This is a genomic window from Rhodococcus jostii NBRC 16295, from assembly GCF_001894825.1.
Classification (GTDB): domain Bacteria; phylum Actinomycetota; class Actinomycetes; order Mycobacteriales; family Mycobacteriaceae; genus Rhodococcus_F; species Rhodococcus_F jostii.
Genome location: NZ_BCWY01000138.1, coordinates 1 through 17,399, shown reverse-complemented (window position 1 = coordinate 17,399; position 17,399 = coordinate 1). Strand labels below are relative to the sequence as shown.

The 17,399-nt window shown below is 67.8% G+C and carries 13 protein-coding genes; 6 read left to right on the top strand and 7 right to left on the bottom strand.

Features of this window, described 5'->3' with window-relative positions; genetic code table 11:
• Window positions 1-314: 314 nt before the first annotated feature.
• The 7 genes from RJ1_RS42015 to RJ1_RS41985 form a co-directional block, all read right to left on the bottom strand.
• A complete protein-coding gene (locus RJ1_RS42015; RefSeq protein ID WP_073370000.1) occupies window positions 315-1,529 on the bottom strand; it encodes a DUF2637 domain-containing protein in 1,215 nt (404 codons plus the stop codon).
• Between the two features lie 408 nt (window positions 1,530-1,937).
• Window positions 1,938-2,648: a DUF8176 domain-containing protein gene (locus tag RJ1_RS42010; RefSeq protein ID WP_240319617.1), complete on the bottom strand. Its 711-nt coding sequence runs from the start codon at window positions 2,646-2,648 to the stop codon at window positions 1,938-1,940.
• 23 nt (window positions 2,649-2,671) lie between these two features.
• Complete coding sequence (locus tag RJ1_RS42005; protein WP_073369998.1) at window positions 2,672-3,895, bottom strand: insoluble domain protein; 1,224 nt, start codon at window positions 3,893-3,895, stop codon at window positions 2,672-2,674.
• Window positions 3,896-3,953: 58 nt separating this feature from the next.
• Window positions 3,954-5,348, bottom strand: coding sequence for a CpaE/TadZ family protein (locus RJ1_RS42000; protein ID WP_073369996.1), 1,395 nt, complete (start codon window positions 5,346-5,348; stop codon window positions 3,954-3,956).
• On the bottom strand, window positions 5,348-5,704 hold the full coding sequence (locus RJ1_RS41995; RefSeq protein WP_073369993.1) for a hypothetical protein: 357 nt from the start codon (window positions 5,702-5,704) through the stop codon (window positions 5,348-5,350). The genes RJ1_RS42000 and RJ1_RS41995 overlap by 1 nt, the downstream gene beginning before the upstream one ends.
• Window positions 5,705-5,762: 58 nt before the next feature.
• The gene (locus RJ1_RS41990; RefSeq protein WP_073369990.1) at window positions 5,763-7,508 is read right to left on the bottom strand and encodes an FtsK/SpoIIIE domain-containing protein; all 1,746 of its coding nucleotides are present in this window, start codon (window positions 7,506-7,508) and stop codon (window positions 5,763-5,765) included.
• A complete protein-coding gene (locus tag RJ1_RS41985; protein ID WP_143048828.1) occupies window positions 7,505-8,173 on the bottom strand; it encodes a hypothetical protein in 669 nt (222 codons plus the stop codon). The genes RJ1_RS41990 and RJ1_RS41985 overlap by 4 nt, the downstream gene beginning before the upstream one ends.
• A gap of 627 nt (window positions 8,174-8,800) precedes the next feature.
• Between RJ1_RS41985 and RJ1_RS41980 the strand changes: the two genes are divergently transcribed.
• The 6 genes from RJ1_RS41980 (at window position 8,801) to RJ1_RS41955 (ending at window position 17,373) form a co-directional block, all read left to right on the top strand.
• Window positions 8,801-9,088 carry a hypothetical protein gene (locus RJ1_RS41980; RefSeq protein ID WP_061045636.1) on the top strand — a complete coding sequence of 96 codons (288 nt, stop codon included), beginning with the start codon at window positions 8,801-8,803 and terminating at the stop codon, window positions 9,086-9,088.
• 152 nt (window positions 9,089-9,240) lie between these two features.
• Window positions 9,241-9,684: a hypothetical protein gene (locus RJ1_RS41975; protein WP_143048829.1), complete on the top strand. Its 444-nt coding sequence runs from the start codon at window positions 9,241-9,243 to the stop codon at window positions 9,682-9,684.
• On the top strand, window positions 9,668-12,790 hold the full coding sequence (locus RJ1_RS41970) for an ATP-binding protein (protein WP_073369982.1): 3,123 nt from the start codon (window positions 9,668-9,670) through the stop codon (window positions 12,788-12,790). The genes RJ1_RS41975 and RJ1_RS41970 overlap by 17 nt, the downstream gene beginning before the upstream one ends.
• A gap of 25 nt (window positions 12,791-12,815) precedes the next feature.
• Window positions 12,816-14,981, top strand: coding sequence for a hypothetical protein (locus RJ1_RS41965; RefSeq protein ID WP_073369979.1), 2,166 nt, complete (start codon window positions 12,816-12,818; stop codon window positions 14,979-14,981).
• Window positions 14,978-15,784, top strand: coding sequence for a hypothetical protein (locus RJ1_RS41960; RefSeq protein WP_083400363.1), 807 nt, complete (start codon window positions 14,978-14,980; stop codon window positions 15,782-15,784). Before RJ1_RS41965 ends, RJ1_RS41960 begins: the two co-directional genes overlap by 4 nt.
• The gene (locus RJ1_RS41955; RefSeq protein ID WP_073369973.1) at window positions 15,781-17,373 is read left to right on the top strand and encodes a peptidoglycan DD-metalloendopeptidase family protein; all 1,593 of its coding nucleotides are present in this window, start codon (window positions 15,781-15,783) and stop codon (window positions 17,371-17,373) included. Before RJ1_RS41960 ends, RJ1_RS41955 begins: the two co-directional genes overlap by 4 nt.
• Window positions 17,374-17,399 lie beyond the last annotated feature (26 nt).

Here is a 17,399-nt window from a genome sequence, read left to right as displayed (position 1 = left end):
GCCGGCAACGGCCTCGCACACCGCTGAGAGGTTGCCTGCGCCGCACCGCAACGCCGGTGCCTGTCGGCAACGAGATCAGGCATTGCGGCGTCGGCGGCCTCGTCACCGACGTTGCGTTGCACTCTCTGGCGTTTCGTAGGACCTCAGCCGTCTGCAACAACGGCATACGTTAGGCAAAGGTTCCTGGACGTGATGCGGATCGCTGTTCGCCGGTGCCGACGGAATTTTTTTTCCTGTCGCTTATTGATCGGCCTTATCGCACTCAGGTTCCAGCGCAGGAACTGGTCCTCACCGCACTTACCAGAGGCACGTCATCACCGTGACCCAACCAAGGTGTACTGGTGGTCAAGCGTTGCCGCATTGCGTTCCTCGGCGATGTCCTCATGCTCGGGCAACGGAGGCCTCCGGAAACCGGCCTCCACGGCGCGTTGCGCGACCTTGTCGAAGCGGCGCATTGCCGTGCTCGCGGCCTTGGCTTTGGTGAGCGTGGCGATCTCGGCGTAGCTGCGCTGCTCAGTTATTCGCAGTCGGGCCGTCTCCTTGACTACCGGTTCGAAGTCGGCGCAGGTATCGATGAAGGCGAGGAGGTTGTCGATGGTCTGGGCCTTATCCGGCATTACGAACCGCTCCTGCGAATCCTTCGGCGGATTGCCGATTTGTGGCGCGTACGCGTTGCAAATGTCCGTTGCATTGCGTGCAAGGTGCTCCTCGTGTTCCATGGCGTGGGCTCTAACGTCGGTGAGTTCACCAGGCTTCGCAGTGGTCGGTTGTGTGGCGTCTGCAACAGCAGGACGACCCTCCGGTTCCGGAGCGGTGGTCTCCGTACGGTCGTCGAGAGCGGATGAATCGGGTGCCGACGCAGCGAAGACGATGGGTGCAACGGTCGGGTCAACGGACGGCGCAATGCGTCCGGCGTTGCGGTTGACCGACGACATCGGCCCTGGGGCCGTCATTCGGTAGTCGGTCGCGGTGTCCTGGTCGGACCGCTGCTGTTCACGGTGTCGGGCGTCGCGCACGACCGCGGTGCACTCGGTGTGGGCGGTGCCGATGGCCTTGATGAGGATGCCGACACCGTGGGTGAAGGCCAACACCAGCAACGGCGGAATGATTGCAATGAGCGAGGCGCCGGTCGGCGACAGCGGGGCGTAACCGAGGTCGATGCCGGCTGCAATGTTGCTTGCGGCGGCTTGCCCGGAGCGGTGTGCGTGGTAGGCGTTGCCGAAGACGCTGATGAAGACCACGACTACGGCGAGCCAGAGGAAGAACCGTTTTCCCGTTGCGCTGCCGCCGATTTTACTCAATGCAACGACCGCGATCGTTGCGCCGAGGATTGCGCCGTCGACGATGGCCGGGAAGATCCAGGTGAGGTATTGCGGGATGCCCGCCTGCAACGCCAGGTCACGTTGCACGGCGAAGGACAGTACAAAGGCGCCTGTGGTGATGCCGATAGCAATGGCGATCGCAACGATGAGGGCCGCGATCAGGGCGTGAAGTTGGATTCGTGCTGCTCGGATATTCAGGTCGGTCATGCTCGGGGTCTCCTTCCACGGGGTCCCACTCGATTAGCCCCGCTGGTTGCTGCCGGTGGGTTCCTGTGTGGCATTGCGGACGGTCGTTGCGGTGTTGCGGAGGGTGTTTGCGGTGTTGCACTGTCCACCCGGGCACCACTTCACACGCGGCAATGCGTGTTATCGCAGCTGGCAGTGCTGGCCCCATTTACCAGCAACGGCCCGTCCGAGGTCGGGTGCGTCGGAGGCGGGGCGACGACGTTCTGGCGCACGGTGGCCCGCCGCTCGTCAACGCTGCGCCGAGCACATCGTGTGCGGAACTCCCGCGCCCACGGCGCAATTGCGGCTGTGCTGATGATGCGCGTGCTCTGCACGGGATACGTCCTCGTTCGCTCGGGTCCGTTAGCACTCCGCCTCGGAGCTAGGGACTCAGGTGAAGACATCGACGTACCAGCGCCCGTCGATCTTGTGGGTGGTGACGGTCTGGGTGCCGCGTTTGACTGGCTGGGCGGGCTGCATCACGGACAGATCGACCAGGTAGACCCCGTCGGACAGTTCGACGGTGCGGAGGCAATAGTTGGTGCCGATCGGGACCGCGTCGATGACCTTCTGCAGCTCGGGGCCTGGCAGCACTGATGAGCTCGGTGTTGCGAGCGCTCGGGCGGCTTCACCGTTGCGCAAGCTGTAGTACGCAAAATTGAACGCTGCGATCACGCCCGCCCCGCTCTTCTGGTCACCGCGGTCGGCCCGGCACTCCCCGTCCGACGCGGTTGTCTGTTCGACCTCTTCGGGTTCGGGCAGGTTGAGGGCGGGCAGCCCGTTCTCCTCAGCCTCTGCGGTGGCGCTGGTTGTGGCCGCGGTAGACGCGGTTTCACTGTCTCCGCTGCGCAGCTGGCTGACGGCTACCCCGGCGGCCACGGCGACGGTGACCGCTGCGACGGCGGCCATCGTCTTCTTTCCCGCCCCGCGGCCGCCGCGGGGGGACGGTAGAGGCGACCGGGGTGGGGGCGGTGGTGTGGCCGGGCTGCCGCGCGCCGTGGTGCGGGCGCCCGGCGGGTGGTCGGCGGTGGGTGTGGTGCCGAGAAGGTCGATCACGGCGGGATGCCGCGGCGTCGATCGGCCGAGGGTCGGCTTCTTCATGGTGTTCACCCGCCTTCGTGGTGTCAGTTCGCGGCCGGAATGCCGCCGCCGATGGCGCCCGACAACAGTTTTCCGGCCAGGCCGGGCGTGGCGTCGGTGAAGAACGAGTTCAGGGTGGTGTCGACCTGCTCGATGATCTGCTCGCCGCCGGGCTGGGCAGCGACGAAATCGCGGGCCTGCTGGTCGATCGCGGGCGCAGCTTCGACCGTGTCCTGTACGGCGTCGGCGGCCGCCTGCCCCACCGGGCCGGAGTTCTCCCAGTCGGTGAGCACGGTCTCGGTCTGGGCGGTCACAGCTTCGGAGTCGATGTCCGGGACCTCGATCTCGCGCGGTTCACCCTTGTCGCCGGCAGCGATCGGGGTCACCGCCGCGACGGCGACCGCACCGCCCACGACCGCTCCGGCCGCAGCGACGGGGATACCCACCGCGGCACCGAGTCCGGCACCCGCGGCAGTGCCGACGATCCCGGCAGGTACCCACCCGAGTCCGGGAAGGAAGACGTTGCCTGCGGTCATTCCGGCGAGGCCGCCGATGGTGCCACCGACCAGTGCGCCCGCGGTGGCTGCCGCCCCGCCTGCGGTCACTGCGCCGAGCGCTGCCCCGGCGGCACCAGCACCGACCTGTGCGGCGGCGATCCGGTCGGCCCGAGACGTTTCCACACCGATCGACCGCCAACCCGTCGAAACCCCGGCCTGGACCACGGAGAGGGTGTTGTTGGTGCGGTCCCGGTCGCCGTCGCTGATCCAGTTCGGCTGTTTGAGATGGATTTCGCCGATGCGCAGGGTGTCGCGTGGGGCGATGAACGGGGCGGTCGGTTCCACCGGCGTGGGCAGGTGCAGCTGGTCGAACTGCACCGGACCGATCGAGTAGTTCTCCGGCTCGACATACGCATTGGTTTCGTAGTCGTAGTTCGGGAGCGGCTGGAACTCGATGTTCTGGTACTCGGCGGGCGGCTCGACCCAGTACACCGGTTCCGCCGGGGTCTCGGGCACGGAGGCGGTCTCGGGTGCTGGTGTGGGGGCGGTGGTTCCGCTGGGGGTGTCCGCGCCGGTGACACCTTCCTGGGTGCTGTCGCCGGTGACGCCGCCCTGGATCGGGTCGGCGAACGCGGACGGGGACTGGGCGATTCCGGAGGCCAGGGCGGCGGTGATCACTGCCAGCACCTTGGCTGCGTGTGTGGCGCTCTGTCGGCGGTGCGGGCCTCGGGCGCGGCGGGCGGCGCGGTTGCCGCCGGTGGCGTTGCTCATTGTGTGCCTTTCGTGAAGTGGCCAGATGCGAATCGAAGGTGAGTGGGTGATGGCTGAGTCAGGCGCCGGAGATCGTCTTGACGACCTCTTCGGCCAGTCGGGTCAGCGCTGCTCGTGTCTTGGGTTCGAGCCGCGACAGTGCAAGACGTTCCCCTGACGCGAACAGCGGCTCGAACGGCATGCGCGCCACGAGCGGTACTCCCAGGTCCCGGAGGGCCTCGACGGTGTCCTGTTCGACCATCGGGGCGTCCCCGGGGCCGGCGGTGATGACAACGATCGTGCGCGCGAGAACATCGGTGGCGGTCGCCGCCAATTCCGTGATCATTTCTTCTGCGGCGTCGGCGGCGTCCCAGCGCAAGGGAACGGGGACGACGACGACGTCCGCTGCCCTCACTGCCCACTGCCAGCTTCCCGCGAGGGGGTTGTTGCCGGTGTCGGCGACAAGGATGTCGCGGTGCTGGGCCACGATCGCGGCCAGATGCACCGCATGGTCTTCGCCCAGAACCGATGTCGTGTCGCCGCGGCGTCCCGCGATGATGTCCTCACCCGACGGTTGACGGGTCAGGTGCTGCGAGAGCGCTGAGGGTCGGATGGCGACATCAGGGTCGGGATGTGCTGCCAGCAAGGCGGGGACGTCGTTGCCGGGCGACGGACGGACGGCGACCCGGTTGGCGAGACTGCCGCCGACCTCGCCGAAATCCGCGCACACCACGGTGCTGGCGCCGCGCAGGTCGGCCAAGGTCTGGGTGAGGGCCACGGCGAACGGGGTCTTGCCGACCCCGCCTTTCGGGTTGGCGACGGTAATCACCGAGAAATCGGGCAGCGCCCGGGTGATCACCGACTCGGCGGCCCGCAGCCGCATCTCCGGCGACTGCGCTTTCGCGGCGAGACTCAACCCGAGCATGGCGTTGAGTCGACCTCGCACACCCAGGCGGGCTGGCTCACCGGTCCCGGGAACGATCTCGGGTGCGGCCAGCCCCGATAACGGCCGCCGCGGCCGGGCGGGGGGTGTGCGGTCGTGTCCGCCTTCGCGCTCGGCGGATACCGCTGCCCGTGCGGGTGTCAGATCGGTCGCCGGCAGCCGCACAGCAACCGTGGGCTCATTGCCCTCGTCCTGGATCCGCACGACGGGAGTGCCGCCCGCCGGGCGGCGCTGGGGCCGTTCCCGGATGGGCGCCCCGGATTCCTGCGGCGGTGCCTGCTCCGGGGCGGGGCGGATGGTCTGGTCGGGGTCGACCTCGAGCCGCTTCGGCGCGGTGTCGGCGCCGCCGCTGACCGCGACGGTGATCGTCTGGCCGCTGCTTCGGGCTTCGGCGTGGGCCTGGGCGAACACCGCGGTCATCAGGTCTTGCTCGGTGTCGCCTCGCAGGTCGAGCGTCGCGGCCTGCGACGGCACATACGCCGTAGCGTGGCGTCCTCCGTCGTCGATGGCGACGGTCATCTGCGGGGACATCACAGGCTCCCGGCGCCCGAGGTGGTGCCGTCGAGCTGGGCGAGCATTTCGGTGATCAGCTCATCGAGGCTGGTGAGCTGATCGAGTGCCTCGGTCTTGACCTCGCCGTCGGGAAGGGCGCCCACGAGGCCGCGCCGATGACCGATCGCGGTGAGGAGCTCGTCGAGACGGCTGCGGGAGACGGTCTTGCTGTCGGTGTCCAGGGCGGCCAGCCACCCGGGTGTGGAGGCCCGCAGCGCTTCTCGGAAGGCACGAACGACGGGGTCGGAGTTGCCCTTGTTGACGAATGGGCGGTGCATGGCCTCGATGTCCTCGGGCTCGAGGATCACTGCTCGTTCGATCTGCCGGACTGCCATCGGTGGCCTCTCTCTCGTGTTTTCGGGGGTGGAGCGGATAGAGCCGGGACATCAGGGGTCAGACGGCGGCAGCGAGGTCGACCGCGGCGAGGAAGACGGTGTCGAGTCCGCTGTATTCGAGGATCAGGACCTCGGGCCGGCGGCCGGTGGATTCCACCGACACCTCCACCCGCACCAGGCCCTCCTCGGTGACCGTGCCGTCGCTGTCGCGGGCAATCTTGCGGATGGTCTCGACGGTCAGGACGGTGCCGGTGCGGTCCGGTTCGTCGTCGAGGCCGAGGACGATGTTCATGCCCTCCTCGAGGGCACCAGCCGGGATCGCATCGGAGATGTGGTCCACCAGGGACGTCACCGACGACGCGGACACTGCGACGGGCTCGCGGACGTCATCGGCCATCGTGGTGATCAGGTGCTGTTCGTCGGCGATGAACTGCACCAGCTCGGCCGAGAAGCAGTACACCGGGGTATCCCTAGTCGGGCGCAGGCTGTCGACGGCGTGTGCTTCCTCGGCGGACAGGTCGCTGCGGGCGGCGGGGTGGTCGTCGATGGTGGGGGTGAACCACACCTGCGCGAGGGCAGGGTCGCCGGAGGGGTCACTGACCGTGGCGCGGCCGCGGATCTTGGCGTCGATGTCGCGGCCGACAGTGGTCTCACCCCACATCATGTAGGCGCCGTCACTGCTCAACCGTGCAAGCGCTGCTCGGGTCTGGAAGTTGTCGCGGACACTGCCGGAATCCCGCCCGAACAGGTGCGCATCGGGGCGTTGAACTCCCACGGCGAGGCGGATACCTGCCGAGCGGGCCAAAGCGACGAGTTCGCCGATCCGCCCGAGTGGGTTACAGCGTTTGATGACTTCCTTCTCCTCATCGGTGCCGGACTTGGCCAGCTGCGTCCAGGCCGCAGAGAGGATGAAGAACTCGTCGAGCACCGCCACCAGGAGCGGCATGTTGCGCGCCTTCAGACGCTGGGTCTGCATGTACTTGGTCCGCGCGTGCATTTCGCGCCACAGCGCGTAGATGAACTCTGCGGCCCGCAAGGGTTCGAAAACAATCGCGGGGACCCCCGGGTAGCAGAGGAATTGGTGCAGTTCGATGCGTTTGGGGTCGACACCGATCACCGGGACTCCGCGGAGTGTGAGTTCGGTGATCACGGTGGTCAGCAGAACCGTCTTGCCGCCGCCGGTCGGTCCGACGACCAGCATGTGCGGTGCCGACGAATCGTCGGATATGTTCCAGTAGGCGTCGACGACGCCGGCATCGGTTTCGCAGGACGCGTACGGGACATGCAGGCGTTGCCCGGGCACGCTGGGGTCGCTTCCCGGCCAGGGCATCTGCTGGCGTCGCGCGATTCCGCGTTCGTCGAGTTGTGGAACAGGAAGGTTGGCGGCCGGGATTTTCAGCGCATGCATCACCATTGTCGCGAGCGGCTTTCGGAGCGAGAGGGTGATGATCGGCTGCTCCGGGGCCCAGTCCACTCGCCACAGCTGCCCCGATTCGTGGGTGCCGAGGGCGGCGAGCAGAGCCTCGGAGAGCTTGTGCCGGTTGGCTTCCATGCCGGTGGCCAGCGTGGGCTTGTAGTGGATGCGGTAGGAGGCTTCGGTTCCGTCGTAGGCGTAGCAGTCGACCGACACCGTCACGTCCTGCAGGGCCTTGCCGTCGGAGAACAGCTCGGCGAGCATGCGGTGACGTGCGCTGCGGGTGTCCGGGAGCACCGGTTGACGGGTGATCGTGATGGTGCTCTTGTCGGCCCGGAACGCGGTGACGTACTTCCAGTCGGTGACTGTGGATTCGAGGAATCGGCTCATTGCTCCGCCTTCGGCGTCGAGGGTGCAAGGCTGTCCGGTCCCGGTTCGCCCGCCGGGGCGCGGTGGATCTGCGCCTTCGTCTTCCGCGGCAGAAATCGCAGGGGTCGGGTGGGTGCGAGAGTCGGTAACGCGGCGCGCACGCGGTGCCACAGCGGCGATCCGACGATCAACGCATTGACTGCCGAATTCAGACGCTCCTGCCGGTTCGCATCGACGACCGCTCCCTGCGGCAGGCGGATTGCCGCCCACGCGGTGCTGTGCCACCCGGTACGCACACTGAGCCTGATCCGCACGGGGCTGTGACCGGTGGTCTGCCGCACCACCGCGGACAGGATCCGCCGCTGCCGGTACCGCAGGAACCGGCTCAAGTCCAGGAGACCGACGAGGGCGACGGCGACGGCGAGCCTGGTCCGAAAGTCGATGAGCCAGTGCGCCCAGAGCGGCGAACGCGGCCACAGCTCGGTGATCTGAGCGGACTCCAGCAGGGTCGGCGCCCACCACACGACGATGGCGACGACCAGGAGGACGAGCACCCACGGGGTGAACCGCGCTGTTTCTTCCTCCCTTGACTGCTCGGGCCGCCTACCTCCGCCGGTGCGCGACGAGGTACCGGGAGGACCGAACACATCCCGGAAGAACTCGCCCACAGGGTCATTCGACGGCATCGCGGAAACCCTTTCTCGGTCGGACATCTGCGTGGTGCTGATGCGCACACAGTGAATCCGCTCGCCGGAGGATTCACCAAGGACCCCCGCACGCGCTCGGGCGTGTCGCCCCGTCCGCAGCCCCTGCGAGTGCGTCCCAGGCGCCGTGAGGCGAACCCCGCCGGGACCTCCAAAACCTCTCTGCCAAGTGGTGTTTAAACCACTGTTCGCTGAAACCGGTCCGGGCGCTATTCTCAACTTCGCCTCCCCCCGTAGGGGGGAGGCGTCTCCCGAAGGGAGTGGGGGCGCAGGCATCACCGTTCCCCAATCGTCGACACATGCCCCACATGGGGCCAATCACGTTCTTCGCGAGGGTTGTCCGAAGAGAGCGTGCTCGGAGGGCAGCACCCGTCCCCGCAGCGACCGGCCCCCACCCAAGCAGACCCCGCAGCGACCGGTCCCCACCCTCAGTGCCCCCGCCACGAAACGACCCATCCTCGTGGACCCACCGCCAACCGGCCCCACCCTCAGTGGACCCCGCAGCGACACGCCCGAGCGCGTGCGGGGGTCTTCGTGTGCCGAAGCCGCCCTGTGCCAATGTTCTGACGTCACCGTTCGGTGTTGCCCGCGAATCTTTTGGGAGAGAGCATGCTTCATGAGTCTTTCGAGGCTGCGTCGCAGCTGACGTTCCTGGCACAGGAGGGGATCGAGACCAGCGGGGTGGGAGATTTCCTCCGCGAGCAGGTAGTCCCTCCGATCCTCGGCGTCGGAGCGATTGTGCTTCTGGCGAAGGCGATTCGCTCGTCCTGGTCTGCCGTCATCACCATCGCCAGCCTGTCCCTGATCGCGTTGGGCTGGTTCGGGTTGTCGGCGAACCCCGACGCGGCGATGAACGTCGGCACCGGACTCATCCGGCTGATCGTCCCCGGCGTGTGACCGGTAGCGGACACAGCCCCATCCGGACTCACCCTTTTCGAGAGGACCTCATCCCATGTCTGCCATGACGATCATCTTCGGTGTGGTAATCGCTGCCGCCATTGTGTTCGCAATCGGCCGCGCCATCAGCGAGCGCCGGTGAGGAGACAGCGGTGATCGAGACCGATGACGACCTATACCGGGTGGATCAGCACTGGCTAGGACCTCCGGGGCGGGCATTCCCGAGACCGATCAGATGGCAGGCAGTGGGTATCGGTGCGCTGTTGTTTCTGCTGTCGTTGATCCTCGTGATGGGTGTTCTGTCCTTGCCGTGGAGCGGCTGGAGCGTCACAGTGGCGCTGGGGTTGACCTATCTCGGGACGAACCGGATCGTCGACGGGCTCGGTCACGAACGCACCATCCGGTCACTGGCACGGTCCGCGATCAACGACCTCACCTCGCCACGGCCCGTGGCCGGTCGCAACAAGAAGACCCAGAACGCGCCGCAGTCGGTGTCGATCCCCGACCAAATCGCGCGCGTTCGCCTCACCCCCGCTGACGCCGATCACACGACTTCCTACGACTACGAGCAGGTAGGTCATGAGCTATCCCGGTAACCGGTTCGACCCGGCCGACCTCGTCCCCCCTCCCGGTGCACTGCCGCCGGTGCTGCCCGAGTCGTGGCTGCGCGCAGCGCGCCAAGCCGGTCTGCAGACCGCCGACCCGTACACCGCCGCACCACAAGCGAGCCTCGGTGATGCACTACTCACCGCCCCCTCCCCGGTCACCAGCCCCGAATATCCCGCCGAAGCGCCCACCGAACCCACCCACCGCAAAGGCAGCAAGCGGCGCGGGAAGAAGTCTCGGCGAGCCCCGCAGGGGCACTCGACCAGTGCGGCCGCTGAGCGCGGCAGCAGGGCGCGGCTGCGGAAGCAGTCCAAGTGGCGGCTGCGGGCGGTACTGGGAAACGTCACCATCACCGACGACACCGCCACCCTGTGGTTCGTGCAATCGCCCGGCACGTGGAGCATGCGGGCGATTGCCGATCAGTCGCGGTTCATCCGGGACGAAGCGCTGGTGCTGGCGGAACTGCGCAGCAAAGGGGTCTCCGGTATCCACCGGCGCACCGTGCGCGAACCCTGGCCGGTCACGGAATGGGGCCGCGCACACGCGCAGCTCGCCGAGGACCGCCTCCCCGACGTTCCCGGCGCCCTCGCGTGGGACGACTACCTCGTCGGACAACAAGTCGCGCTGCTCGATTCCGCCCCTACCCGCAAGCGCCGTTACTGGGGCATCGAACTCCCCCGGCGGTCGATGACCGCGCAGGCGATCGTCGCGGTGGCCGACATGTGCACCGGGGTGAAGGGTGTGGGCCCGCGGTTGTCGAAGTGGTCCGAGCAGGTCCTGCACGCCGAGCAGGACGCCGCGGCCGAACACATCGCCGAGATCGAGCGCGCGATGCTCTCCCCCGGTGTCGAAGCCCTGCCGGCCGACAGCAGTCAGATCGACTATCTGCTGCGCCGCTCGGCCGCGGTGGGAATGCCACTGACCGAACCGGCGGCCGCGAACGCACCGTCGGGGTGGGGTCTGCCCGATCTGTTGTCGCTGAGCAACCTGACGGAAATGCACTACACGCCCGGCGCCGGACACACCGTCGTCGAAGGCACCATCGCCGGCCGCACCTATCGGTCGTACGTGGCGGTGCTGACGGTGGGGAGGATGGCACCACTGGCCATCCCCGAGCAGAAGATGCCGTGGCAGCTGCTCGGCGATCAGCTCGGGCTGCCCTTGGAGTGGTCCGAGCGGATCACCCTGCACACCCCGGAAGAAACCCTCGGCGAGATCCAGAAGCAGCGCAACGCGATCGAGGCGCAGTACCGGCACTACACCGAAGAGCACGACGAGACCCCACCCGATGAGTTGGCGGCACAGCACGGGTTGTCCCGGCGCCTGCGGACGGAGATGTCGAACGGTGGGGCACTGGCTACCAGGGGATCGGGGTGGTGGCGGATCGCCGTGTCCGGTTCCTCCCCGCAGCAGGTGCGCGATCGTGTCTCGAAGCTGCAGCAGCAGTACGCACCGGATGTCGAACTCGAAGTCGAGAACGGCCAGTACCACCTGCTCAGAGAATTCATGCCCGGTGAGAAGCTCGCCAACACCGCCCACAAGCGCAGGATGAGCGTCCTCGCCATGTCGGCAGGGATGGGGGCGGCGGCCGACCGGATCGGTGACGAGGAAGGCATCATCCTCGGCGAAACCGCGTCCATCTCGGTCCGCCCGGTCGCCTGGAACCTCTTCGCCGCCCACGACTTCTTCGACAAGGGCGGCCTGACCCCGCTGGTCGGCGTCCAGGGCGCCGGCAAAACCCATCTGGCCGGGATGATCACCTACCAGGCGCTGCGCCTGGGCGCGCACGCGGTGATCCTCGACCCGTCCGGGCCGCTGCGCGCCCTCGCCGACTTGCCCGAACTCAAGCCCTTCACCCGGGTCTACGAGCTGACCGGCCGCGGCGCCAAACCCGGAGTCCTCAACGTCTACCGGGTCGTGTCCGAACCCGACCCGGCAGACGAGATCTACCGCCCCGACCATCCCGAGTACGCACACGAATCCGACCCGGCAGCCGCCGCAGCAGCCGCCTACGAGGACGACCGCGGCGCCGCCCATGCCGAACGAGTCCAGCTCGCGTCCTGGGTACTGATCTCGATGCTCGACACCGACGACCGCAGCGACCGGGACGCCAAGAGCGTGGTCCGGATGGCCGCGGCGATGATCGGGGGCCAGCCGACCAACCATCTGGGCAAAGTCCTCGACGCGATCGACCACATCGCCGCCGGCGTGGTCTACACCAACGACCACGGGGCCGCCCACGGCCCGACCAACGGACAGACCAACGGCCAGACCAACGACTCCGAGAACACCCCCGTCATCGGAGAAGGACTGCGCACCGCCGCGGGCCGAATCGGGCCGATGCTGCGCACGATGTCGCAGCTGCGCGACGCCCGAGTCCTGTTCCCATCGGCCACGGCCGGCGACGACGCCGCCGCCGAACTGTTCGACTCGGTCATCGACGAGCGCCTGACGATCCTGACCATGCCCGGCCTGCAGATCGACGACAAGGCCGAAGCAAGTGCGGCCACCGACAGCCAACGCCTGGCCGGACCGCTGATCCACCTGGCGGCGTGGTTGGCGACCCGGTTGGTCTACGACAAGCCGCGCTCGCTGCCGAAACTGCTATTCCTGGACGAGAACAAGTATCTCAAGCAGTCCGGATCCGGCCGCACCCTCTACGTCCGGCTCGGCCGCGACACCCGCAAGTTCCGCACCCGCGCACTGGTGTGCAGCCAGCTCGCCGGCGATTTCCTCGGGCTGGCGGACGGCGCAGACGACCAGGACCAGTCGCAGCTGACCGACGAGATCATCATCGGCCGACTCGGCTCCTCCGAACGGGCGATCTCCGACGCACTCAAACTCCTCGGCCTCGACGAAGGTGAGGGGTACGAGACGATCCTGGGCAACCAGCTCGGCGGGGGCCGCAACGACACCTACGACCCGCGCGCGAACAAGGCCCGCAAACAGCGCGCCGCGAAGACCGGCGCCGACGAAGCCCGCACCTACGTCGTCCGCCTTGGCGGCGACATCGAACTGGTGCGCGCGAACTGGACGAACTTCACCCACATCGCCCACGTCGCGCAAGCACTGAACTCCCGGGCCACCGCCGCCTGACCCCCCTCTGGGAAGGACATTCTCGATGCCCACCGCCCGCACCGCCAGCTCGCCCGCACACCTGCTGCAGCGGATCACACAACTGTGCGCGGTCATGATGCTGGTCGGGCTCAGTGCCCTGTGCGGGCAGACCACCGCCCAGGCCGGGGGGTTCAACTGCAAGGACGTGCCGGCACCGCAGTCCCCGAACTCGGCGGCGCCGGCATTCTTCGACTCCGCGTCGGTGGACAAGCCAGCGGAATCCCAGCTCTCCGGCACTGGGTACGGCGGCCACGGCTGGGCCGGTCTGACCTGGCACATCTACGACCTCGGCTGCGGCGAGGACATCACCGGGGTATCGCTGGTGCGCAACAAGACCGACATCGGAAACACCTTCCTCACGATCGGCCAATCGTTCGCGGCCGCGGCGTTCTGGCTCGACGAGCAGGCCAACACCCCCGCCGAAGGACGCGAGACCGGCCGCCAGGGGGCGATCGCACAGTTCGACGAGATCGTGCTCGCGGTCTCCGACTCGCTGCGGCCGACCGTCTACGGGCCGTGGCTCGGTCTGGGAGTGGCCGCGGCCGGGCTGATCATCCTCTACCGCGGTCTGCGATCAGATGCCCCGGCAGTGTTCCGGCAGCTCGCGATCGGCGCCGGCGCGCTGGCAATCGGCGGGTTGATGGTCGGTGCCCCGGCGAAGGCAATCCAGATCTCCGACGACACGTTCAGCGCGCTGATCACCAAGACCCAGGGCGAGATCTTCAACTCCGCGGGCATGACCGACGACCCGCGGTTGGTGATCACCGACCGGATCATCATCCCGGACGTGCAGCGAGGGTATTTCGGCACCAACGCGAACGACACGACGCTCGACGATCTGTGGCCGAAGCTGCGGGAGTCGATCGCCTACACCTACGACGAGCAGGCCCGGATCAAGGCCGACAACGCGGCCCAGAAGGAGATTGACGAGGCCAAGGCCGAGAAGTTCCGGCGGGAGGTCGTCGAGCCGTTGGAGAGCAAGGGGCTCTCGTTCTACACCTTTCAGGGCAAAGACTCGAGCCGGGTCACGACCGGGTTCCTGTCGATGGTCAAGACGTCGATGCCCTCCATCCTGTGGATCGGGTCCTCGGTGCTGAAACTCTCGGCGCTGCTGGCGATCCGGCTGGCGATCATCACCGCCCCCGTGTGGATTCCGCTCGCCATCGTCTCCGGATCGATCCTGCTCCGCGTCGGGCGCATCCTCGGCGGGATCTACCTGTGGGCGGTCGGTGCCGCGGTGCTGATGTCGGTCTACCTGCTGATCTTGATCAAGCTGTACCGCAATGATGCGGTCGACGGGACGTGGCGCCTGTGGTTCCTGGTCATCCTCACCATCGTCTTCTGGATGTTGTTGCGCCCGTTCAAACGGCTCTCGCAAACCATCACCCAGTCGCATCGCGGCATGATCGGCGGCGCGATGGACCGGCACAAGCACGGTTCCTGGAAGCAGAAACTGCTCACCGCCAGCTCGATGGTCACCAACCCCGCCATGGGGCTGGCCGAGAAGAGCCTCGAACTCGTCGGCGCCGGCTGCACCGCAAACGGCATCGCAAACGCGGCAGGGCGGCAGTGGTCCGACATGATCGGCGGCAACAAGCCCCCGATCATCCGGCAGGAAGGACGCGCACTGTCGGCCGCACGCACCGACGACTACCGCGACCGCGCCCGCCAAGCACAGCTGGCCGTCCTACGCAGCGGCGGCGCGGGCGGAGCGGTGGCGGACCTGCGTAAAACGTCCCCGGAGGGGCCCGAGTCCGGCACCCGACTCCCCGGTGTCAACCTCACCGCCAGTCCGGCCGACGGCAACGGGCGCACCGGACTCGCCGATCTGCGCAAACACACCCCCGCAACGGGTTTCACCGACGGTTTCGAGTCCCTCGATACCGGTGAGAGTGAGGTCTTCGTTCCTCATCAGGACGCGAACCGGTGGGACGGCGGGCCGGACGCGATAATCGCACCGACCACCATCTACCGGCCGAGTGAGGAACCCGACGCGTCCGGAAAGCCGCAGCGTCCGTGGGTGTCGATCACCCGCCCCGCACCGGCCTCGTCGTCGACAAGGCCCGTCAGCAGTGATCTGCCCCGGGCGGGATTGCGTGAGGACACCGCGGCGGCGCAATCGACGGGAGTGCTCGACCGGCCGAATCGGGACCTGGGAGTGAACTGGTGAGAACAGGTGCCAACCCGATCACCACCGCGATCCGCAGCTGGGTGCTGCGCAGTCCCGGCCGGCTCGCCAGCGGGATCGCGATCATGGTCGCGGTCCTCTACCTCGCCCGCCTGATGGTCACCGCGGTCACCGGGACAGCCGGCGACACCGCCGAACCACTCGCGAACGAGGCAAACACCAACACCAACACGGCGGCCTCCCGGACCGCCGTAGCCACGGAGATCACCGAGACCGAAGTCGCGTCGATGTCGGCCAGGTCGATCGGTCGTAGCCCCGCAACAGCGGCGATGTATTACGCACACGCGTTCGTCGACACCACCGCATCGCCAACTCAGTGGGCGGTCGCACTCAGCCGTGTCACCCGCCCCGAGCGCGTCAACGACACCCTCGCGGCGGCCCGGCCGACCGCACCGGTGTCGATTCTCGGGCCGACCCGCACCCTACCGGACACCGGCACCACCGGAACGACCGTGGAGGTCGATACCAGCGCTGGGACAATGACCGTCGCGGTCACCGACACCGACGACGGCTGGCAGGTCGACTCGCCCCTCCCGGCGCTCAACCTCGACGACGTGGCCGCGGCCGCTCCCACCACCGGGCGCACCACAGCGCCCACCACGACAACCGCCACCACCACGCCGTCACCCGCCACAGCACCGAGCCCGCAACGCATCCCCGAGTCCCGGTCGTCTTCGGAGCCTGCTCCGCCCGCCCAGCAGGCCACCAGCCCCGCCCCCGTGCCGGTCCCCGGCCCCATCCCGATCCCCGCACTCGACACACCTTTGCCAGGCCCGATCGCATGACCGCTCGACGTCTGACTGCGGCTGTGCTTGCCGCGTCATTCACCAGCGGGCTGGCCAGCGCCTGCACCGGCGGGGCGATCATCGACCTGCCCAAACATTGCCGGCCCGTCCACTCCGATTCCGGGGGCACGCGCGCAGAAAGCACACCCGATGATCGGCCGGCGGCGGCGCTGACCCCGTCCGGGCCGATCCAGCAACCCACCGCACCGGGAACCATCACGTTCACCTCCGGTTTCGGACCCCGCTGGGGAGCGATGCACAAAGGTGTCGACTTCGCCGGCCCGGTCGGCACCCCGATCTACGCCGCCCTCGACGGCCTCGTCGCCGCCGCCGGCTCGAGCGGGGAAGGCCCCGGTGTCGGTTTCGAGAACTGGATCATCATCGACTCCGTCGTCGACGGCCGCCCGGTCTCCACCGTCTATGGACACATGTACGCCAGCGGCATCCACGTCACACCCGGGCAGACCGTCAAGGCCGGTGACCACATCGCCGAGATCGGCAACGCCGGCGGATCCACCGGACCGCACCTGCACTTCGAGTACTGGGAAGGCGGCCGCCTGCAGGGCGGCACCGCGATCGACCCGACGACCAAACTCGGCGGCGCCCCTGCACCATCCGGACAGGACGTGAGCGCACCGGGATCGACCATCGATCTCATGGCCGCAACCACCCCCGTCGACTGCGGCAAGGGCTTCGGCACCCCGGGCGGCGGTAACCTCAAGCCCGGCAGTGTCCCACCGGCATTCGAAGAATGGTTCCGCAAGGGCGGATCGCTGTGCCCGCAGATCAGCCCGGCGCTGCTGGCCGCGGACACCAAAGCCGAAAGCAGGTTCCGTCCTGTCACCAGCCCCGCAGGCGCAAGAGGTTATACCCAGTTCATGGATGGCACCTGGGCCGTCTACGGCCGCGACGACGACGGCGACGGCCGGATCTCCCAAGGCGATGTCGGAGACGCCGTGATGGCTCAGGGCAGGTACTTCTGCGAGATCGCGCGATCGGTCGACAGCTGGATCGCCGACGGCTCCGTGAAGGGCGACCCACTCTCGCTCTACATCGCCAGCTACAACGCCGGTGAGGGGGCCATCAAGCAAGCCGGTGGGATGCCCTCCGGCGGTGACTACTCCAGCGAAACCCGACCCTACGTGCAGAAAGTCCTCTCCGACATTCCCGAGTTCGAGCAGCCCGGCAGCCGCGGCGAGTTCGTCCCCTCCCCCACAGCCGGCGGCAGCAATGTCGTCGAGGCGGCCAGCCAGTACCTCGGCACCCCGTACGTGTGGGGCGGCGGCGGCGCGGGTGGCCCGTCCGCGGGCGGGTTCGACTGCTCGGGACTGACCCAATATGCCTACGCCCGGGCCACCGGCGGCAAGACCGTCCTTCCCCGCACCTCCGAACAACAGTGGACGGTCGGCACCGAAATCCCCCTGTCCGAGGCCAAGCCCGGCGACCTTGTTTTCGGATCCTGGGAGGCCGGCGGCCCCGGCCACGTCGGTATCTACGCCGGGAACATGCAGATGGTCCACGCACCCACCACAGGTGACGTCGTCAAACAAGCACCGGTAATGGCAGGAATGCGCGCCCGCCGTATGTAATCAGGAGGAGAGGAATCATGCGAAAG